The following is a 19,856-nucleotide window of genomic DNA, read 5'->3' on the forward strand; positions in this document are numbered from 1 at the left end:
CTCTCAGATTCATACACAAAACCCAACCATGCGCATCCCAATATTTATCCACCACAAGCCCATACTGACAGCCATCGCCTTACTGGCAGCAACCGTCGCCAACGCAACCAACCTCATTTCCAACGGAGATTTCCAGTCCTTCTCAGGAGACAAGCCGACCGACTGGTTCGCGCCATCCGACGGCACCGTTTCGCTTGAGTATGACACGAGCAACAAACCAACCGATGCCCTGGGCAGTCTGAAAGTAACCTGCACGGGCACCAAAAAGGGCCAAGGCCAAGTCATCCAAAAACTCAAGTTGCCCGAGGCCGGATTGTATTACCTCGAAGGCTGGGTAAATTCACCCAAAAGTTCCCGGGGTTATATTCAAGTAAAGCTCTACAAAAACGGAAAAGAGTTTAAGCGAATCAGTATTCGGGAATCGGGCAAAGACTGGGTCAAAGTCGGCAAAGAAATAGACACTGCTGGTTCCACTCAGGCCGCCGTTCTACTTCGTTACAACCAGGGCGAACGGAATGTGGGCGACTCAGTTTGGTTCGCAAACATTTCCTTAATCCCAGCCAGTGAGCGCGTTCGCGAGACGCCTCAGATCAGCCAATTGAATGCAGTCCCCACCTTCAACTCAATCGGCGTCTATGCAGATGTTGAGGGAGACATGAGCGCGACCACCGAAGGCCACATGCAATACCGAGCCAAAGGAGAAGCAGAATGGCGCGACACTCTCGGCGTCGTATGGCATGGCGAGACGAAACAAATGCGCGGCAGCCTTCTCAATCTGACCGAAAATACCGAATACGAAGCCAAGGTGTGGATGACGGACGAAACCCTCGAACTCGAAACTGAACCTAAAGTCATCGCCTGCACCACCTGGAACAGTCACCCGAAAATCGGCAAAACGATCCACTTGGACCCAGGCCTCTCCACCACCGCCCTGGAAATCACCGAAAAGGGGACACCCGACGCATGGGTATTAATTACTCGAGCTCCCGATTCACCCTCTACGCTGGACGTCCAAAACAAAAGCATCAACGCGATCAAAATCATCAACTCTGAATACATCATTGTTGAGAACCTGAAAATTCAAGGCAGCATCAAAGACGCAGTCGTCATCGAGGACTCGAGTAATATCCGCATTCGTCGTTGCGACATTTCAAACTGGGGACAACCCGGCACATTCCAAGAAAGCACCAGTTACAAAGGGAAAAAAAGGTTTTTCTATTTAGACGAGGAAGGCAATCGCATCAACCTGCAGGCTGGCGTCCGCATCAATCATGGCGCCAATCGCGTCGTCGTCGAGAATTGCTTCATCCATGCTCCTCGTGGACACGCGAATAGTTGGCAGTACGGCCACCCGCTCGGACCTACATCCATCATCATGGCGATGTCCGACGGGAACCACGTCATCCGCAACAACGATTTGATCGGCTCCGAAGACCATCGCTTCAATGATACCATTGAGTCCGCCTACAACAATAAGGTCCAAGGCGGTCCCTACCGCGACACAGATATCCAAGGCAATATCATGTTCTTCAGCAACGATGATGGCATCGAGTTGGATGGCGGTCAAATGAACATCCGCATGTTCAACAACTGGATCCAGAGTAGTCTCTGCGGCATTAGCACAGCGCCTACGATCTATGGCCCGTCCTACCTTTATCGCAATCTGATCGTGCTCGAAGGGGAAGAACGCGGGAATACAAACTTTGCCTTCAAAGTCGGGGGGAACCGCACTCCCGAAGCGGGCATCAACTACATTTTCCACAACACAGTATACAGCCAAAGCAAAGCGTTACGTGGCGGCAATTGGGGCAAAGGCCCAACGCCACTCAAGACCCGCAACAATGTCTTCGCACTCGGCGACATCCTCTATCCACAAATTGCGATGGCAGACTTCGACTATGACATGATGTTGCCTGGATCCATGGATCCAGAGCGAGACGAATGGCAGCAGAACGGCGTGGTCAGTGGTGAGAAATTTCGCAATCGCGATGCGGGTGATTATCGCTTATCAGCCAATTCGTCAGCCCTCGATCAAGGGCAAAGCCTGCCGATGATCAACGATGGGCACACTGGCGATGCCCCTGACCTTGGAGCGTTCCCCGCCAACAGCGATCCGCTCTTCCCTGTTCGACCAGGCGGAATTTCGGCCCTCCCCATGGTCGCCAACATCGAAATGATCTTGGGCGAAGGACCCACTAAGACCGCAGAAATCAACGTAATCGTTCCGAGCACGTTGGGCGAGAATTGGAAAGTCATCGCAAACTCTCCGTGGATCCAAACCTCGCCCCAATCCGGCCCATGCGATGACCAAAGCCATACGCTCACCGTTCGCTTTAATGAAGCCAACCCTCAAGCCGGCCCGATGGAAGGGGCCATCACGATCCGCTCCGACGCCGGCTACAATCGAACCGTTTTCATCAAGGGCATCGCCCATCCGCCTTCTCCTCAAATATTTGCCGCAAATGCAGTCGATCTGGAACACGCCGGCTTCACCGTAGTCCAGAAACAAGACGCACCCGTCCCGTCGATATTGAAGGCCCCCTCCACGCGTATGGAGGCCAAAGACTCTTACATCAAGTTCCCGGTCAACATTACCGAACCGGGAGTCTACTACCTACATGCTTTAACCTTCGTGCCAGGCCCAGGCGCAGCGACCCACGATAGTATGCGCTTCCAGATCGATGATGGAGAAATCACCTACTGGCCTTTCCGCAAAACAGCACCTGGCATGTGGCACTGGCAAATCGTCGACAAGTTCAAGGAAGAGTATCCGCAGAAGATCCACCTCACCCAAGGCTCACATACGCTCACCATCTGGGGAAGAGAGGGTGAGACCGAGATCGCCAAAATCGTGGTCAGCCAAAGCCCGGTTTCCCCGGAAGACGCACCGGTCCCTCTGGCTCAAAAGTGACCTTTTCCTCTTTGAATCGTTTTCCCGATGCCTCTCACCAAACCATCTTCCGTCAAAGCGGACTCTCCTCTGTTCGACTTTGAGCCCGAACCTATAGGCGTTCGTCGCAAACCTTTGCGCGTGGCCCTAGTCGGAGCTTCCGGTTACTCAAAAGCGCATTTCAAGCTAATCAGCATCGCCTCGAGGCAAGGCCTCTATCGTTTAGTCGGCGCTGCCGTCATCAACCAAGCGGATGAGCCAGAACGCTGTCGGGAAATCGAAGCCATGGGCGGTGCGCTCTATGATGACTTCGACTCGATGATCAGCCAGTTGGCAGGCCAGCTAGACATCTGCTTCATCCCCACGGGCATCCATCACCACGCCCCCATGACCATTGCAGCCCTGAAGGCGGGCGCAAATGTGATGGTCGAAAAACCCATTGCGGCTACGATTCAGGAGGTGGCCGAGATCCGCCAATGCGCAAAGGAAACCGGTCGTTTTGTCGCTGTCGGCTTCCAGAGCATCTATGATCCCGCCACGAGATGGCTGAAAAATGCCCTTCTCCATGGCGCTATCGGCAAAATTCGTTCCATCCGTTCACGCGCCATGTGGCCACGGCCCACCACATATTACCTGCGAAATAATTGGGCGGGCCACCTGAAAGCAGGTGATCAATGGGTCCTCGACTCTCCCTTTAACAACGCTCTCGCCCATCAACTCAATATGATGTGTTTCTTGGCCGGCGACGAGGTAAACTCGTCCTCTCGGCCAGCCACTGTTCAAGCCGAGCTCTACCGTGCAATGGACATTGAGAGCGCAGACACCGCCTGCCTGCGCATCATCACGGAGAATGAAATTTCACTCCACTATTTTGCCAGCCACAGTTGCATCGAGAAGCAGGACCCAATCATCGAAATTATCGGCGAATCAGGAGTCGCGAGCTGGAGTCTCACCGAGGCCAGCTTTCAGCCCGAAGGCGAACCCCTCCAATCCGTCCGCTGTGGAAGTTTTCCTGATCTACTTCGGTACATCGGTTCAGCCATTCACTCTCATTCGGAAGAGGGTGAGACTCCCCTTTGCGGACTCGATATCGCAGAGGCGCACACCCTATGCGTAAACGGGGCTCATGAATCATCCGCAATTCACACGATCCCCTCTCAATTCCTGAGCACACAGAAATTTCCGAACGGAGAATCTCAAATCGCCATCAACGACCTTCAATCACACATCGAGCAGGCATACCAACAAGGAAAACTGTTCAGCGAAATCGGAATCCCATGGGCAACTTCCGGCGAAAAAATCGATATGAGGAACTACCGCCAGTTTCCAACCTATCGCAATCCCCTCAAAGGATCCGGCCAAAGCAGTTGAGCGCAGAACTGAAACGAATCTATACCGAATTTGGCGAAGCGAGGCTGGATTCCGTTAGTGCCAATCGACCCGAGCGAGGTTCGCTGGAGCGGAAACCGCCGAAACTTTGAAGCAAAAGGACTCTTCCGAAGAATTTGCGAAAACCGCCTCGCCCGACATAGCAACGCCTTCGAAATCCCCGATCTGATCGACCACAGCGGCTAGTGCGCAAGCTGTCGTCAAGATTTTTAGGCCTGTCTAATATTTGTTCTTTTGCCTCGCTCGGATACTTGATGCTTGCGAGGTATCGGCCCCTTATCCCATTCTGCGGAGCGGAACCACGTAAAGGAACCTGACATATGCACAAACTTGTACTTCTGCGTCATGGCGAGAGCCAATGGAACTTGGATAACCGTTTCACCGGTTGGACTGATGTCGATCTTACCGACACCGGTCGCGAACAGGCGAAGTCCGCTGGTTATTATCTAAAGAAAGAAGGATTCACCTTCGATCTCGCTTTCACCTCCGTTCTCAAGCGCGCCATGCGCACTCTGTGGATTGCCATGGATGAGATGGACCTGCTCTGGGTTCCCGTCCGCCGGGCCTGGCAGCTCAATGAGCGTCATTATGGCAGCCTTCAAGGACTGAACAAGGCAGAGACGGCCGAGAAATACGGCGACGAGCAAGTTCTGATCTGGCGCCGCAGCTATGACGTCCCCCCTCCTCCGCTGGAGAAGGACGACGAGCGCTATGCTGGCAACGATCCGCGCTATGCGAATCTGGATCCGGAACAACTGCCTTTGACCGAGTGCCTGAAGGACACGGTCGATCGCTTCCTTCCCTATTGGCACGAGTCGATTGCTCCGGAAATTCGCTCCGGAAAGAACATCATCATCGCCGCCCACGGGAATTCTCTCCGGGCCTTGGTCAAGTATCTCGACGACATGTCGGAAGAAGAGATCCTGAAGCTCAACATCCCGACCGGGATGCCGCTTGTCTATGAACTCGATGACGATCTCAAGCCTCTCAAGAGCTACTACCTCGGCGATCCCGAGGAGGTAAAGAAGGCTATGGATGCGGTTGCCAATCAGGGCAAGTCGAAGAAATAGGTCCGATTCCAGCTTGATTGACAAATGCGAGAAGCCGATTAAAGCTTCTTTTAGTCAACAAATCCAAAATCACATTTCCTAATCCAAAAACAAACCGGAAAATAACATGCCAGTAGCAACACCGAAACAATACCGGGCTATGATCGACGCCGCGCAGAAGGGCAACTACGCCTACCCTGCGGTCAACGTCACCTCCATCACCACCATCAACGCGGCACTGAAGGCCTTCGCGGACGCCAAGTGCGACGGCATCATCCAAGTCTCGACGGGCGGTGGTCAATTCGCCTCGGGCCTGAACGTAAGCGACGCCGCTTTCGGTGCGATCGTTCTTGCAGAAGCAACTCACCTTTTGGCGGAGAAGTATGACATCCTCGTCGGACTTCACACCGACCACTGTCACCCGGAGAAGGTCGACGGATTCCTGAAGCCATTGCTCGAAGCTTCCCGCAAGCGCGTCGCAGAAGGTAAGGGTCCCCTCTTCCAATCTCACATGTTTGACGGATCCGTCATCGATCTGAAGGAAAACCTCGAGATCTCCAAGCAACTCCTCAAGGAGTGCGCCGAGCTCGAGATCATCCTTGAAGTCGAAGCTGGATGCGTCGGCGGAGAAGAAGACGGCCACGACACCTCCGGTCTTCCGATCGACAAGCTCTACACCACTCCCGGCGACATGGTCGAAGTGTACGAAGCGCTCAACCCGATTGGACCGTTCCTCTTCGCAGCGACTTTCGGAAACGTTCACGGTGCTTACAAGCCCGGCGCGGTTAAGCTCAAGCCCACCATTCTTCGCGATGGACAGAAGGCGGTCACCGACAAGTACGGTGAAGAAGCGATGATGGACCTCGTCTTCCACGGCGGATCCGGTTCGGAGCTCAGCGACATTCGTGAAACTCTCGAATATGGCGTCGTGAAGATGAACATCGATACCGATACGCAATACGCCTTCACCCGCCCGATCGTTACCCACATCTGCGAAAACATCGAAGGTGTGCTCAAGATCGACGGAGAAGTGGGCAACAAAAAGAACTACGACCCACGCAGCTACCTCAAAAAGGCTGAAAAGAACATGTGCGATCGCCTCATGCAGGCCGCAGAAGACCTCTGCGCGACCGGCAAGACGATTTTCGGCACCGTCTAAGTTCCAGATTGTCGAAAAACATTTGATCAAGGCGGCACCGCGAGGTGCCGCCTTTTTTTTTTGCGCTAAAAAAAAGGCGGCGTTTGGAGGTTTGGAAGTTGTGAGGTTTAGAAGTTGTAGTGAACGAAGGCTTCTCGGACTGAGAGGGACAGAGAAATAACCGCCCCCCTTCCCTATGCTGGACAAAGGAAAGCCTCTACCCCGTCTTCTCCCAACCTAGGAACTTCCCAACCTCTAAACTTCCAAACTTCTCAACCTCCAAACCTCTCCCCCGAACTTCTCACTTCCCGGATTGAACCAACGGCACTTCTGGAACAAAGTGAACATTCATCATGTTTGAAGAACCCGAATCTCTGGACCATCTGGTTCAGCGCATCGCCCGGCAGGCTCGCGAGGCCTCCTATGGCGTCGCTGTGGCTAAAACCGAGCACAAGAATGCTGTCCTCTCTCGCCTCGCCACCCTCATCGAATCCTCCGCTGAGGATTTGGGCGCCGCCAACGAGAAGGATCTAGCCGTCGGACGGGAGCAAGGTCTCTCCAAGGCCCTTCTTGACCGCTTGGCCCTGACGCCGGAGCGGATTGCCTCCATGGCCGAAGGCGTCCGCCAAGTTGCCTCCCTTCCCGATCCAGTAGGGACAGAAATCGGCCAGTTGAAACCCGACAGCGGGATCGACATCCGCAAAGTCCGAGTGCCCATCGGAGTCGTCGGCATCATTTACGAATCCCGTCCAAACGTCACGGTCGACTGCGCCGCTCTCTGCCTCAAATCCGGCAATGCCTGCATTCTTCGCGGGGGACGGGAAGCCTTTCACTCGAATCAAGCTCTCGCGGCCCTGGTCCGTCAAGCGCTCGAAGAGGAAGGGATGGACAGCAACGCAGTGCAACTCATCCCGACCACCGACCGCACCGCTCTCGGCTTCCTTCTCAAGCAGGACCAGTACGTGCACTGCATCGTACCCCGCGGCGGCGAGGGCCTGATCCGCTACGTGGTTGAGAACTCCAATATTCCCGTCATCAAGCACTTCGAAGGGATTTGCAGCCTTTACCTGGACTCCGAAGCAGATCTTCAGATGGCCCGCGAAATCGCAGTCAATGCCAAGTGTCAGCGCCCGGGGGTTTGCAACGCCATTGAGAATCTCGTGGTCCACCGCAGCTTCGCCGCGGCTCACCTGGCCGAGATCGCTCAGGCACTGGCAAATGAAGGAGTCGAGCTTCGCGCCGACGTGGAAGCCGGTGCCATCCTACACCGCGCCGGAATCGGCTACCGCACCGCGGCCGAAGAAGATTGGTCGACGGAATATCTCGACCTTATTCTATCAATACGCGTGGTTTCCAGCGCCGACGAAGCCATCTCCTTCATCAACCGCTACGGTTCCCAGCACAGCGACTCCATCATCACCACCAATGAAGCCACGGCCCGCCGTTTCCTTCGTGCCGTCGATTCGTCGACGGTTTACTGGAACGCCAGCACCCGCTTCACCGATGGCTACGAATTCGGCCTCGGCGCCGAGATCGGGATTTCCACCGACCGTCTACACGCCCGCGGCCCCATGGGCCTCGAAGAACTTTGCACCTACAAATATGAAGTGCACGGCAAAGGAGAGGTCCGGAAATGAGTCCTATCGAAGAACTCAGGAAAACGGTCAAGAAGCTACGGGCTCCAGACGGGTGCTCTTGGGACCGCGAACAAACGCACGAGTCCCTCATCTCTTGCCTCATTGAAGAATGTTCGGAAGTGATCGAGGCGATTGAGGAAAAGGACGATCCCCTTCTCGAAGAAGAACTCGGCGACCTCCTCCTCAGCATTCTCATGCACGCCGAGATCGCCTCGGAAACGGATCGATTCGATCTCGACGACGTCGCCCGAGGAGTGAACGAAAAGCTGATCCGCCGCCACCCTCACGTCTTCGGCCCCAATGCCGGCAAGATGGGAACCGAAGAGATCCTCGTTCAATGGGAAAAGATCAAAGCCGAAGAGAAAGCGGCTAAAGGCATCACGACCATGCCTCTCTTCAAGGATCTTCCTCCTCGGCTTCCCGCTCTCAATTACGCCGGAGCGACCGCCAAACAGATCCGCAAAAAGGAACTAGGCCCCGTACCCTCCTACGACCCAGAGCAACTCCCAACAGCCGACGAGAAGGAAATGGGCAAGACTCTCTTCCACCTCGCCGCTCTCTGCGACCAAAAGGGATGGGACGCGGAAACACTCCTTCGGCAATATGCCGATCAAGTTCGCAAGGAAGCGGAAGCCGCTCAGTAAACACGCTATCCGGACCCGGATCAGGGCAAATTTCCTTGAGCCCCACTCGCTCAAGGATTAACAATTTCAGCTTCAACCTCGGGGGGCCGTAGCTCAGTTGGAAGAGCGCGTCGTTCGCAATGACGAGGTCGACGGTTCGATCCCGTTCGGCTCCACCAAGCTTTTTTCCCAACAAGGAGAAAGAAAACAACTCGGCCATGGAGTTCTTTTGGGACTCACATCTCCTTCCGTTTTCCTCTCAATAGATATCCCTCGACAAACGAAGGGAAAGAGGTGGGTGCTGAAGCAACCCACCCACTGCGGGGCATCGCTTCATGCCTTGCCCGCGAAATCGTTGAAACGTCACCTTCGAAAACGACCGAGACAGTCCCAGCAGGGAGGCTCCAACCAGAAAGTCTCAGGTGGGCGCTGAAGCAACACACCCATTGTGGGGCATGGCTTCAGCCTTGCCCGCGAACTCGCTGAAACATCACCTTCGAAAACGACCGAGACAATCCCAGCAGAAAGCCAAAACCCAGAAAGTCTCAGGTGGGCGCTGAAGCAACCCACCCACTGCAGGGCATGGCTTCAGCCTTGCCCGCGAAATCGCTGAAACGTCACCGTCGAAAACGACAGATACAGTCCCAGCAGGAAGGCTCCAACCAAAAAGTCTCAGGTGGGCGCTGAAGCAACCCACCCACTGGGGGGCATGGCTTCATGCCTTGCCCGCAAAATCGTTGAAACGTCACCTTCGAAAACAACCGAGACAGTCCCAGCAGGAAGGCTCCAAACAGAAAGTCTTAGGTGGGTGCTGAAGCAACCCACCCACTGTGGGGCATGGCTTCAGCCTTGCCCGCGAAATCGTTGAAACGTCACCTTCGAAAACGACCGATACAATCCCAGCAGAAAGGCTCCAAACAGAATGTCTCAGGTGCGCGCTGAAGCAACCCACCCACTGTGGGGCATGGCTTCAGCCTTGCCCGCGAGACTGCGGAAACGTCCCCTTTCGGACGTGCGCCTCTCCCGAAAGTCCGCGGGCGGCACCGAAGCGTCCATCCACGAATTTCACGAACTCTGAGATCAGAACTCGGGGCCGCTTACTTCTTTTTCTTCCGCTTGTAGAAATCGTCGCGGTCGCCTCCCTTGCGGGAAGAGCCACCCTTTTTCTTATAGGGACGCTTCCCCTTCTTCCACGGCGCCCCTTTGCCCTTGGGACCTCCTCCCCGAGGGGAGCTGGATTCTTCGATGATTTGAATCTCCTCGCCGGAGGCCTTGGGATTCTCTTTCTCACGGAGGTCCATCAAAGCCGAGATGATATCGGTCGGCGTGTAGCCCTGATTCAGCAAGCGGTCCGTGAAGTCTTCGTAGCGTTTAAAGGATCCTTCCTCGAGAGTGCTGCGGAGCGTGTCGAAAAAGAGGTTCTCCCGACGGGCCTCGACTTGCTCGAGAGTGGGCACCCGCTCGCGGCGGATTTGGCCCTTCGTGAAGCGCATAATATTCTGCAGCTTGTAGACCTCACGACCTCCAACAAATGTGATCGCCTTGCCCTTGCTCCCCGCACGGCCCGTTCGGCCAATCCGGTGGACGTAGTCTTCCCCGTCGTTGGGGAGATCGTAGTTGAAGACGACCTCAATGTCTTTGACGTCGAGTCCACGTGCCGCGACGTCGGTGGCGACCAGAAACTCAATCGAGCGGCGGCGGAATCGATCCATCACCCGCTCTCGCATGACCTGGGTCATATCCCCGTGTAGCTTGTCCGCCATATAGCCGCGGGCCAACAGGTGCTCGACCAAGCCATCCACCATCACTTTCGTTGCACAGAAGATGATGGCGTACCGAACATCCTCCAAATCAATCAGGCGGCACAATACCTCGACCTTCGTGCGCCCATGGACCTCATACCATACCTGCTCGATCGCCGGCACGGTGAGGGACTGTGACTCAATTTTCACCCAGGTAGGATTCCGGGTAAACGTTTTGATCAAAGTGGCAATCGGCTTGGGAACCGTTGCGGAGAAAAGAACCGTCTGCCGGGAGTCCGGGGCCTGCGAAAGGATCGTCTTGATATCATCAAGGAAGCCCATATCGAGCATCCGGTCGGCCTCGTCCATGATGATCGAACGAAGATTCCCCAACTTCAAGGTACCCTTCTCCAAATGGTCCAGAAGACGACCGGGCGTGCCAATGACGATGTGAGCGCCCTGCTTCAGTCCGCGAAACTGGCGATCGTAGGATTGCCCACCGTAGATCGGCAACTCCCGCACGCCTTTCTTAAAGGAGGCGAGTTTAGAAGTTTCTTCGGCCACCTGCACCGCCAACTCACGAGTTGGGCAAAGAATCAAAACCTGCGTTTCCGCCAATGAGGGGTCCACCTTCTCAATCGCCGGAATCGCAAAGGCCGCCGTTTTTCCGGATCCGGTTTGGGACTGACCGACGACGTCACCGCCCTCTAACAAGGCGGGAATGGCCTCCGATTGAATGGGGGACGCTTCTTCAAAGCCCATCTTCTCGACGGCTTTGAGTATCTCCGGCGAAAGCCCGAGCTCACTGAACAACTTTTTCTCCATCCGCTATTCCAATCAGGAAAGCCGCCGCCCCGCTATCCTTAATATTGGCCGGAGCGAATTCTCTACTTCAGCGACAGGGCCGGGCGAACGAAGCCCTCTCCTCCATGGGCTGGACGAATCGGTCGATTTTGGTCCGTCTCCGGACCTAGACGAACCCCTCAGTTTTTTCGAAATTTCCGAATGCTCTTCAGCTTTCTGAACTTGCGGTTGAAGCGAGTGGATCTCTTCGGCAGAGCAAATTCTCCCAGATTCTCGAGGAGGTTCTCGATTCGAGGCTTAATGAAATGCCAGCGGGCGGTCAGATCGTCCCGTTGGGAAATCGTCAGATCCCGCACGTAAAGTTTGCTGAAGATGGCATCAAGCTCATCGCGGCGGGCGATTCTGAGCTTATTCACCACAAATCTTCCCAAGAACCAGGTCACAACCGTAAGGCCGGCACCAATACCGATAACGAGTGGATCAACTTTGACAAAATAGGCATACGCCGCGGTCCCGAGGCCAAAAATCACCGCGAGAAGACCGACCAGGAAACGCAGACCGAGGTCCTTGCGCCGCAGATAGCTGCATACTCGGATAAAGAGCTCGAGACGGAGAGATTGCTCTTTGAGGTTCCCGACCAAATTGTCGGCGCGGCGAATGTGAGCATTCTGGATCTCGTGGACGACCTCATTGCGAGCGGCATCGAAATCCTCAAGGGCGATCGCATTCGCAGGACGATTGGCCGAATCGGTCGGCACATACATCGTAAAGATGTGAGGGAGATCCTTCGTCCGCACAACCCGGGCCAGATTCCAGCAAAGGGATCCATAATCGCGGGCGAAGTCGCGGATATTTGAAAAGGTATCCACCTTATTGAGCACGATGAGGATCTTGTGCTCCATCCCCGTCAGGGACTGAGTGAAGGCGGCAAGAGTTTCTCCGGTAGTTCCCGGTTTTTCCGGATCGAAGAAAAAGAGGATCAGGTCGGCGTTATCGGCGAAGAAACGCACGGAAGCCATAAAGTCATAGCCGCGCTCGGCCGAAGTCCCGGCCGTGTCGATCATCCCTGGACTGTCGATAAGATTCACATGCTCGAGAACATTCGAAGTCGAGGATTTCACACGCAGGCGGGAGAGGAAACCCGGCCCTAACTTTTCCATTCCGGAGAAGGGAAATTCTCGACGCTCGATCGCCCCCGGCCCGCGGCTCTCCTCATTCGTATCTCCGGAAACGATGAGGGTGAACCCGTCATCAGTGGGAGCTACGCCGGTTTTCTGAAGAGTGCCTCCGAGGAGGTGGTTGATAAAAGTACTCTTCCCGGATGAGTGATTTCCCAAAAGAATGACGGACGGTTTGCCATCCGTAGCTTTGGGAAAAGGGGGAAGGTCGTAGTGATAACTATCCGCCAGGGGTTGGAGAATGCTTTGGTATTGCAGATAGACGTGCCGCTCGAGAATCTGTAATTTGTTTTCCACGGAGAGGAGCATTAGGCAAAATCGAGCAGCCTACAATGTTCAACTGAGCGGATCGCACAGGATTCGCAAGAGCCTGATCAAAAGGATTTTTCCCGCGAACAGGGGAGCTTCCGTAAATGCCCAAGTGGGCGCTGAAGCGACTTTTCTCAAAAAGGGAGGCATGGCTTCAGCCTTGCCCGCGAACTCCCCGCAACCTCCCCTTTCGCCCAATCCCCACAAATCCCGAATCAACGGTTCCATCCCGCAATCCCCCGGCGGGCGCTGAAGCGACCCACCCACTGTGGGGCACGGCTTCAGCCTTGCCCGCGAACTCGCCGCAACGTCCCCTTCCGCCCAAACCCCACACATCCCGAATCACGGCTCCATCCCGCACCCCCCCCCCGGTGGGCGCTGAAGCGACCCTCCCACTGTGGGGCACGGCTTCAGCCTTGCCCGCGAGCTTCCCGCAACGCCCCCTTCCGGCCAATCCGCGCACATCCCGAATCAACGGCTCCATCCCGCAATCCCCCGGTGGGCGCTGAAGCGACCCACCCACAGGAAGAGCCCCCCTTAAGTCTCCTTCTAAATTCTTCGCAGGACCTCCAACGGAGGCGCATTGCAGACGCCTCGACTCACCAGACTCCCCGCCAAGACCGAAAGACCGATCGCCCCGAAGACTGCGGCAAAAACGAATCCGGGGAAGAATTGGGCCTCTGCCTCGAATGCGTAGATTGCGAGGAGGACGTTCCCACCGACTGCGAGGAGTGCGCCCGCGATCGCCGCGAGAAATCCGAGTGTGGCGTACTCCCAGAGCAGGATCCGGCGGACCTGCCAACTGGAGGCTCCCAAGGTCCGGAGAAGAACGCTTTCCTGCATCCGCTGCTCTCTCCCGTGTAGGAGGGCTCCAATCAGAATCGAGACACCGGAGATCAAGGTAAAGATCGCCAAGAGTTCCACCGCCTGGCTCACCCGCCCGAGCATCTCGCGCACCATCTCGAGGATGAGAGTCAAGTCGATCGCGGAGACGTTGGGAAACTGCTCGGCGAGGACTCGCTGGAGCCCGCCCGAAGAGGCACCGTCGGGAATCCGGGTCGTCGCGACATGAAATCCGGGAGCGCCTTCCAGCACGCCTTCCGGGAAAACCATGAAGAAGTTCAGGTTGAACCGACTCCAATCCACGAGACGGAGGTGCGCAACCCGGGCCTCCATCGGAACCCCTTGGATGTTCATCGTAAAGGTATCGCCCAACTGCATGCCCATATCACTGGCCATGTCCTCTTCCACACTCACGGGCACCGGACCTTGACCCACCTCGACCGGCCAAGTTCCCGCCAAGGTCGTCTCCGTTTCATTGAGGGTGTTGCGATAGGTCGAGCGATATTCCCGCCGCACGACCCAATCGGGCAACTTCCCTTCTTCCCGCAACTGGCTCGCAGGCTCTCCATTCACCGCTTGAAGGCGCATGGTGACCATCGGTGCACTCTCCAGAAAAGGCAGCCCCTCGGACTCGACGACCTCCCGGACGCCATCCACCTGATCCGGCTGCACGTCGACCAGGTAAACATTCGGCATGGTCTCGGCCTCCGAGATCCGGATCTGCTCGAGCAGAAGATTCCGGGCGAGGAGGACCGAGAGGATCAAAAATACCCCCAGCCCCAACGACAGCAAAAAGAGCAACGTCTGATTCCGGGGGCGATAGAGATTCGCCACCCCCTGCCTAAACTCGTAGGGCCAACTGGGGCGCACGATCTTCCTTGCCAATCGGACAATCACCCAAGCCAATCCCGTAAGGACGAGGAAAGCGATGAGGAGCGCGACCGTCATCTGCACCGCCCGCCCAACACTGGCGCTGTTCATCAGCGAGAGCAGGCAAAGGATCGCAAAAAGAAAGAGATAAATCGGAAGAGCGCGGAGGAAACGACGCCCCTTCCCGACCCGATCCGCCGATTCCCCGCCGCCCAAGGCTGCAGCCGGGGGGATGTCGCGAATCCCCATGAGTGGCAAGAGGGCGAATCCGCAGCATACCGCAAACCCGGCAAAGGTCGTGTTGACCAAAGTCCAAAGACGCGGCCAAGTCGGAAGGTCGACGGGAAAGGCAGCCCCGAAACCGAGAATCAACCCTGCGTGGAGGAGCGCCCCGAACAGCCCGCCGAGAATCGCTCCCACCCCACCGATGAGACAGGCCTGGACGAGAAAAACCGCAAAAGCCGAAGCGGTCGGCACCCCGAGACAACGGAAGACGGCAATCGTATCCCTCCTCCGCCTCACTTGGGCATGAACCGCCCCCGCTACTCCAATCGCCCCCAGCACCAAGGCCGCCAGCGCAATCAATCCCAGAAATTGCTCAAATCGGTCCAGGACCTTACCGATTCTCTCCTTACGGCTTTCCGGCGTCTGGATCCGCCAGCTCTCGTCGGGGTTCATAGCGCGAATCCTTTCTTGGATCGCCATCGAATCGGCATCCTCGGCTAAACGCAGATAGAGGTAATACCGCGCGAGAGAAGTCGACTCGAGCAACCCGCTCGCTTCAATGACGGCCTCACTCGTATATACCTCGGGAGCAATTCCAGCGAAGCGTCCACTCCGGGGTGCCGGCTCGGTGATCGTCCCCAGGACGGGCACCTCTGCCTGCCCCAGCCGCACCTGACTTCCAACACTCTCGGCGAACTGCTCGAGTAACGCCGGTTCAACAAAGATCCCCTGCCCCTCGCTCCGCTCGTCCGGAGACGTCGCCGGATCGGTGACAATATTGCTATAGAAAGGATAGCCTCCCTGGATCGCCCGGACCTGGACCAACCGCCCCGCATCCTGATCAACCCAGTAAAGCATCGTCGAAAAGGAAACCTCAGAAGCCACCTCCTCAGCCATCGCCGCGATCGCCTCCTGATCCGAGGCCGAAAACCCGCCGCGCGAGGAGACCTGAATATCCGCCCCCAGTAGCCCCCGGGATTGACGTTCAATCCCGGTATCGAGGCTTCCCCGCAGGCCGTGAATAGTCGCGAGGGCCGCAACGCCCGTGATCACCGCCGAGGCGAAGACGAGGAGCCTCCGAGCCTCCACTCGGCTATCGCGCCAAGCGACCCTCCACACCCAAGGATGCAAAAGGGCGCGAAACAGGTTTCGGGGTAACCCCGAAGAAGAGCCAGAAGCGGACATGGGCTTACGCGGGTTTCTCATCCTGCACCACCGAACCGCCCCGCATGGAAATGACCCGCCCCGCCAAAGCCGCCAACTGCGGATCGTGAGTGACCAAGACCAAGGCCGTGTTCTGCTCCCGATTCAATTCAAACAGCATTTCCACAATCGGCTTGCTGGTTTCCTCATCCAAATTCCCAGTCGGTTCGTCAGCGAAAAGAATGCGCGGACGATGGATAAAAGCCCGCGCCAAGGCCACACGCTGCTGCTCCCCTCCCGACAATTGGGTCGGGTAATGATCCACCCGGTGCCCGAGACCCACTCGATTGAGAAGTTCAATTGCCTGCGCCTTCCCCGAGCGCTCGCCCCGCAGCTCCAAGGGAACGAGAACGTTTTCCAGTGCCGTCAGAGTCGGGATCAGCTGGAAATTTTGGAAGACGAAGCCGACCGAGCGACTCCGCAGATCCGCCCGGTCGTCCTGATTCAAATCCCGCAAACGCTCCCCGACCAATTCCACCTCTCCCTCGGTCGGATCATCGAGCCCGGCACACAACCCGAGCAAGGTCGTCTTGCCGCTGCCCGAGGGTCCGACGATGGCACAGGTCTCGGCCTCCTCAACGGCGAGACTCACGCCCCGCAAAACAGAAAGGTCATGATCCCCTACCCGGTAGGACTTGCCCACGCCACTCAATTTGAGCAGGGGTCGGTTGACGCCGGGGACATCCCCCTCAGACTGGAGGGGTGATGGATCTTTTTGGGTTTCAATATCGTCTGTGCTCATACTTTCGAAAAACGCTGTGCCGAACGCTTCGCCGAAGCGCCCTTTCGACAGCAATGGTCCTTTTTGTGATTTTCACAAGTACGGCAGGCGGGGAATCCCGGATTGTTTTTCTCGGAGACAGCCTCACCGCCGGATACGGACTCGACCCTGAGCAGGCCTACCCGGCTCTCTTAGAGTCGCGACTCAGCGACGAAGGGATCGAGGCCACGGTCGTCAACGCCGGCGTTAGCGGCGACACGTCCGCCGGAGGCCTTCGCCGAGTCAACTGGGTCCTCAGCCAACCGACCGACGTCCTCCTCGTCGCCCTCGGCGGCAACGACGGCCTTCGCGGACAACCGACCGAAGCCTTGGCCGAAAACCTGACCGCTATCATCGAAACCGCCCGCTCAAAATATCCCGACATCCAAATCCTCCTCGCCGGCATGCAAATGCCCGCCTCGATGGGGAAGCAGTACCAGCAAAATTTTGCCGCGGTTTATCCCACAGTCGCCGAGGAAAACGGAGTCACCCTCATCCCTTTCCTCCTCAAAGACGTCGCCGGAGCCCCAGCCCTCAATCAGAGCGACCAGATCCACCCCAACGCCAAAGGACAGGAGATCATCGCCGAGACCGTCTGGCCTTATCTGCAGCAAGCAGTGCGCGCGGAGTAACGGAACTCTTCGTTGAAGATTGAACTCATGAGCACAAAAAACCCGAAGCATACTGTCCGCCTCGCAGCCATCGACCTCGACGGCACCCTACTAGGGCCGGACCTCACCATTTCTCCGACCAACCGTCGAGCCCTGGAGAGTCTTGCCGAAGAAGGGATCGAAGTGGTTCTCGCATCGGGTCGTCACTACCAGTCTATGCACCCATTCGTCGAATCCTTGCCCATGGTGCGCTGGGTCATCTCCGCCCAAGGAGGAGAACTTTGCAGCCGTGACCGCGAGGAAATCGTCCATCGCAACTTTATCCATCCCGGCGAGCTCCAGCGCATCGCCCGCGAGCGGGAATGCTACGGAATCTCCAGTGTTTGCTATACTGCTGAAGGGACCATCACCCATATGGAAATGGATTCTCATATTCAGAGTTATAGCGATCTCGAGGGCCTCGTGCCCAAGCAAGTCAGTGCCAACGCGCTCCTAGGAGAAGATATTCTCAAAGTCATTTGGATCGGAGAATCCAGTCTAATCGACCAAATTCTCCTGGATCACCGCGCCCAAGCCCACGAGTCCCAAATCGTTCAGACTTTTTCGACGATGTGCGAGTTTATGCCACACACTACCAGCAAGGGAGCAGCTCTTTCGCAGCTTTCCAAACGATTGGGCATCGATCCGGGTGCGGCAGTCGTGTTTGGCGACGGCGAAAACGACATCCCGATGTTCGAATGGGCAGGCATCTCCTACGCCATGCCCCACGGCTGGGAAAGGGCTCGTAAGAAGGCAACGCACACAGCCCCAGAAGGGAGCCGGGAAGATGCCCTCGCCCGCGCTATCGACGATTACCGTCTTCGCTATCGAGACTAATTGCCCTGCGAATCGTCACTCGGAAGGTCGACGGAGATAGCCTTTCTCCAAGGCCGCAGTCAGGATCCGATGGCTCTGATCCAACTGCTCCATTCGAGACTTCACGTTGATGGCTTCTTCTTCGATCACTCTCCGAATTTCCGGATCTTCAAGCTTGCAGTTTATGTTCATCAGAGCGGGAAGGATCCTGGCGATCGTGCTCAAGGATAAACCGCCGCAAAGAAGAAACCGGATTGCTTTCACCCACTCGACCGTCTCTTCGGAGTAACGTCGGTAGCCATTCTCTGCGCGATGCGATCCGATGATCCCTAACTTTTCGTAATGGCGGATGGAGCGGGCACTCGCCCCCGTTTGCTTCGATAACTCACCGATCAGCATAAGCCGAAAAACGTTCCTTGACCTTAACATTGTGTCAACCCCCAAGGTGCCGTTCCTATGAAGAACCAAACCAAGAAAACCACCTCTCACCAACATCCAATTCGCGTTGGAATCGTTGGGGTCGGCAATTGGGCGACCTACGCTCACATTCCCGCCCTCAAGCTCCTCCCGGAGTATGAGATTACGGCCGTTGCGACCCGACATCAAGACACCGCGGAAGCCTATGCCCGGGAGCACGGAATTCCCCATGCCTTCGGAAACTTCGAAGAACTCGTGCGACACTCGGAAGTTGATCTCGTCGTTGTCCTCACGATCGCTCCTCAGCACGAGAAAATCGTTCGAGCGGCGATCTCAGCTGGAAAGGACGTATTCTGCGAATGGCCACTAACTCCGAGCACCCAGCAATCCCTCGAACTGCTTCGACTCGCCGAAGAATCCGGAGTTCGGCATCTCATGGGGTTGCAAAGACGGCTCAGTCCGAGCTTTCGCTACTTGCGTGACCTCTTAGTCGACGGTTATGTCGGAACAATTCGCTCGATTCGGATGAGCGTAAGCGAGCCGGATTACTACGTCCTCAGGTCCAAAGCGGTCGCTTTCACCATTCCCTCGGAGAACTTCACCCATGTCGCCGCAACGTTCGGAGGTCACTTTATGGACGCCCTGTTCACCGCCGTCGGACATCCAAAGGAATTCTCGTCTCTCCTCATCAATCAGTTCAAGCAGGTCACCCTCGTCGAAACAGGAGAGACCGTCGAAACCGACGCTCCCAACGAACTGCTCCTCCATGGACAATTGGACGAAGAGATCGCCCTCTCGATTCAGATCGAAGGAGGAAAGCGCAATGGATACGGGTTGGAGTTATCCATCACCGGAACCAATGGCGATCTTCAGGTTCTAAACTCTGCGGCCTTTCACAACGAGGAGGACAATCGCATTCTCGGAGCGCAAGGATCTGGACAACCGATGAAGGATCTTCCCATCCCGGACCGCTACAACTGGCTCCCTCCGTCCAATCTGCCTTCCAGCGCCCTCGAAATGGCCAATCTGTACGCCTCTCATTCGAAGGACATTCAAGACGGCGGACACCAAACCCCCAACTTTTCAGACGCAGTCAGGCTTCACAGGCTCTTAGATAGAATTTCCGAGGCTTCTTCCTCGGGACAGAGACCATCGTGGCAACCTTAACCCACAGGATTCTCGTCGGAATCGGGTCCAACTGGGGAAAATTCCGAGTTCCCAAACAAATTCCCAAGGGCGGCTTATCCCCTCCATTAACCCATCTTCTGTTTCTGCAATTGGCGACCTACTGCCAATAAGAAAATTGCCTAATC

The 19,856-nt window shown here is 56.3% G+C and carries 16 protein-coding genes and 1 tRNA gene; 10 read left to right on the forward strand and 7 right to left on the reverse strand.

From position 1 onward, the window contains the following. Positions 1–28: 28 nt before the first annotated feature. Complete coding sequence (locus tag H5P30_RS13810) at positions 29–2,911, forward strand: right-handed parallel beta-helix repeat-containing protein (protein WP_185693521.1); 2,883 nt, start codon at positions 29–31, stop codon at positions 2,909–2,911. Between the two features lie 27 nt (positions 2,912–2,938). Further along, positions 2,939–4,261, forward strand: coding sequence for a Gfo/Idh/MocA family protein (locus tag H5P30_RS13815; RefSeq protein ID WP_185693522.1), 1,323 nt, complete (start codon positions 2,939–2,941; stop codon positions 4,259–4,261). Positions 4,262–4,315: 54 nt separating this feature from the next. Here the strand turns inward: H5P30_RS13815 and H5P30_RS13820 are convergent, their stop codons facing one another. Continuing rightward, positions 4,316–4,483: a hypothetical protein gene (locus tag H5P30_RS13820; protein ID WP_185693523.1), complete on the reverse strand. Its 168-nt coding sequence runs from the start codon at positions 4,481–4,483 to the stop codon at positions 4,316–4,318. Positions 4,484–4,599: 116 nt separating this feature from the next. Between H5P30_RS13820 and gpmA the strand changes: the two genes are divergently transcribed. From gpmA to H5P30_RS13845, 5 genes are all read left to right on the forward strand, one after another. Next, complete coding sequence (gpmA, locus tag H5P30_RS13825) at positions 4,600–5,349, forward strand: 2,3-diphosphoglycerate-dependent phosphoglycerate mutase (RefSeq protein ID WP_185693524.1); 750 nt, start codon at positions 4,600–4,602, stop codon at positions 5,347–5,349. Positions 5,350–5,455: 106 nt separating this feature from the next. Further along, positions 5,456–6,487, forward strand: coding sequence for a class II fructose-bisphosphate aldolase (fbaA, locus tag H5P30_RS13830; RefSeq protein WP_185693525.1), 1,032 nt, complete (start codon positions 5,456–5,458; stop codon positions 6,485–6,487). A 332-nt stretch (positions 6,488–6,819) separates the two neighbouring features. Continuing rightward, the gene (locus tag H5P30_RS13835) at positions 6,820–8,103 is read left to right on the forward strand and encodes a glutamate-5-semialdehyde dehydrogenase (RefSeq protein ID WP_185693526.1); all 1,284 of its coding nucleotides are present in this window, start codon (positions 6,820–6,822) and stop codon (positions 8,101–8,103) included. Further along, the gene (locus H5P30_RS13840) at positions 8,100–8,747 is read left to right on the forward strand and encodes a MazG family protein (RefSeq protein ID WP_185693527.1); all 648 of its coding nucleotides are present in this window, start codon (positions 8,100–8,102) and stop codon (positions 8,745–8,747) included. The genes H5P30_RS13835 and H5P30_RS13840 overlap by 4 nt, the downstream gene beginning before the upstream one ends. Before the next feature lie 82 nt (positions 8,748–8,829). Beyond that, positions 8,830–8,905 (forward strand) — tRNA-Ala (locus H5P30_RS13845). Positions 8,906–9,823: 918 nt separating this feature from the next. On the opposite strand, the gene H5P30_RS13850 is transcribed toward H5P30_RS13845, so the two are convergent. The 5 genes from H5P30_RS13850 to H5P30_RS13870 form a co-directional block, all read right to left on the reverse strand. Further along, on the reverse strand, positions 9,824–11,293 hold the full coding sequence (locus H5P30_RS13850; protein ID WP_185693528.1) for a DEAD/DEAH box helicase: 1,470 nt from the start codon (positions 11,291–11,293) through the stop codon (positions 9,824–9,826). A gap of 158 nt (positions 11,294–11,451) precedes the next feature. Next, positions 11,452–12,747 carry a dynamin family protein gene (locus H5P30_RS13855; RefSeq protein ID WP_185693529.1) on the reverse strand — a complete coding sequence of 432 codons (1,296 nt, stop codon included), beginning with the start codon at positions 12,745–12,747 and terminating at the stop codon, positions 11,452–11,454. Positions 12,748–12,913: 166 nt separating this feature from the next. Beyond that, positions 12,914–13,243, reverse strand: coding sequence for a hypothetical protein (locus H5P30_RS13860; protein ID WP_185693530.1), 330 nt, complete (start codon positions 13,241–13,243; stop codon positions 12,914–12,916). Positions 13,244–13,308: 65 nt separating this feature from the next. Then, entirely contained in the window at positions 13,309–15,882 is a 2,574-nt protein-coding gene (locus H5P30_RS13865; RefSeq protein WP_185693531.1) for an ABC transporter permease, read from the reverse strand. 4 nt (positions 15,883–15,886) lie between these two features. Beyond that, on the reverse strand, positions 15,887–16,642 hold the full coding sequence (locus H5P30_RS13870) for an ABC transporter ATP-binding protein (RefSeq protein ID WP_185693532.1): 756 nt from the start codon (positions 16,640–16,642) through the stop codon (positions 15,887–15,889). Between the two features lie 65 nt (positions 16,643–16,707). Between H5P30_RS13870 and H5P30_RS13875 the strand changes: the two genes are divergently transcribed. Beyond that, on the forward strand, positions 16,708–17,292 hold the full coding sequence (locus H5P30_RS13875) for an arylesterase (RefSeq protein WP_221774367.1): 585 nt from the start codon (positions 16,708–16,710) through the stop codon (positions 17,290–17,292). Positions 17,293–17,319: 27 nt separating this feature from the next. Then, on the forward strand, positions 17,320–18,147 hold the full coding sequence (locus H5P30_RS13880) for a Cof-type HAD-IIB family hydrolase (RefSeq protein WP_185693534.1): 828 nt from the start codon (positions 17,320–17,322) through the stop codon (positions 18,145–18,147). Between the two features lie 15 nt (positions 18,148–18,162). Here the strand turns inward: H5P30_RS13880 and H5P30_RS13885 are convergent, their stop codons facing one another. Then, positions 18,163–18,525 (reverse strand): MerR family transcriptional regulator, encoded by a 363-nt coding sequence (locus H5P30_RS13885; protein WP_185693535.1) that lies wholly within the window; start codon positions 18,523–18,525, stop codon positions 18,163–18,165. A gap of 57 nt (positions 18,526–18,582) precedes the next feature. Here H5P30_RS13885 and H5P30_RS13890 point away from each other — a divergent pair, with 57 nt between their 5' ends. After that, a complete protein-coding gene (locus H5P30_RS13890) occupies positions 18,583–19,710 on the forward strand; it encodes a Gfo/Idh/MocA family protein (RefSeq protein WP_185693536.1) in 1,128 nt (375 codons plus the stop codon). Positions 19,711–19,856: the final 146 nt, after the last annotated feature.

It is taken from the genome of Puniceicoccus vermicola, from assembly GCF_014230055.1.
GTDB classification, from domain to species: Bacteria; Verrucomicrobiota; Verrucomicrobiia; order Opitutales; family Puniceicoccaceae; genus Puniceicoccus; species Puniceicoccus vermicola.

What these genes read in the sequence shown, in the direction of transcription:
- H5P30_RS13810 (WP_185693521.1), top strand. Translation starts at nt 29, where the DNA reads ATGCGCATCCCAATATTTATCCACCACAAGCCCATACTGACAGCCATC.
- H5P30_RS13815 (WP_185693522.1), top strand. Translation starts at nt 2,939, where the DNA reads ATGCCTCTCACCAAACCATCTTCCGTCAAAGCGGACTCTCCTCTGTTC.
- gpmA (WP_185693524.1), top strand. Translation starts at nt 4,600, where the DNA reads ATGCACAAACTTGTACTTCTGCGTCATGGCGAGAGCCAATGGAACTTG.
- fbaA (WP_185693525.1), top strand. Translation starts at nt 5,456, where the DNA reads ATGCCAGTAGCAACACCGAAACAATACCGGGCTATGATCGACGCCGCG.
- H5P30_RS13835 (WP_185693526.1), top strand. Translation starts at nt 6,820, where the DNA reads ATGTTTGAAGAACCCGAATCTCTGGACCATCTGGTTCAGCGCATCGCC.
- H5P30_RS13840 (WP_185693527.1), top strand. Translation starts at nt 8,100, where the DNA reads ATGAGTCCTATCGAAGAACTCAGGAAAACGGTCAAGAAGCTACGGGCT.
- H5P30_RS13850 (WP_185693528.1), bottom strand. Translation starts at nt 11,293, where the DNA reads ATGGAGAAAAAGTTGTTCAGTGAGCTCGGGCTTTCGCCGGAGATACTC.
- H5P30_RS13860 (WP_185693530.1), bottom strand. Translation starts at nt 13,243, where the DNA reads ATGGAGCCGTTGATTCGGGATGTGCGCGGATTGGCCGGAAGGGGGCGT.
- H5P30_RS13865 (WP_185693531.1), bottom strand. Translation starts at nt 15,882, where the DNA reads ATGTCCGCTTCTGGCTCTTCTTCGGGGTTACCCCGAAACCTGTTTCGC.
- H5P30_RS13870 (WP_185693532.1), bottom strand. Translation starts at nt 16,642, where the DNA reads ATGAGCACAGACGATATTGAAACCCAAAAAGATCCATCACCCCTCCAG.
- H5P30_RS13880 (WP_185693534.1), top strand. Translation starts at nt 17,320, where the DNA reads ATGAGCACAAAAAACCCGAAGCATACTGTCCGCCTCGCAGCCATCGAC.
- H5P30_RS13885 (WP_185693535.1), bottom strand. Translation starts at nt 18,525, where the DNA reads ATGCTGATCGGTGAGTTATCGAAGCAAACGGGGGCGAGTGCCCGCTCC.
- H5P30_RS13890 (WP_185693536.1), top strand. Translation starts at nt 18,583, where the DNA reads ATGAAGAACCAAACCAAGAAAACCACCTCTCACCAACATCCAATTCGC.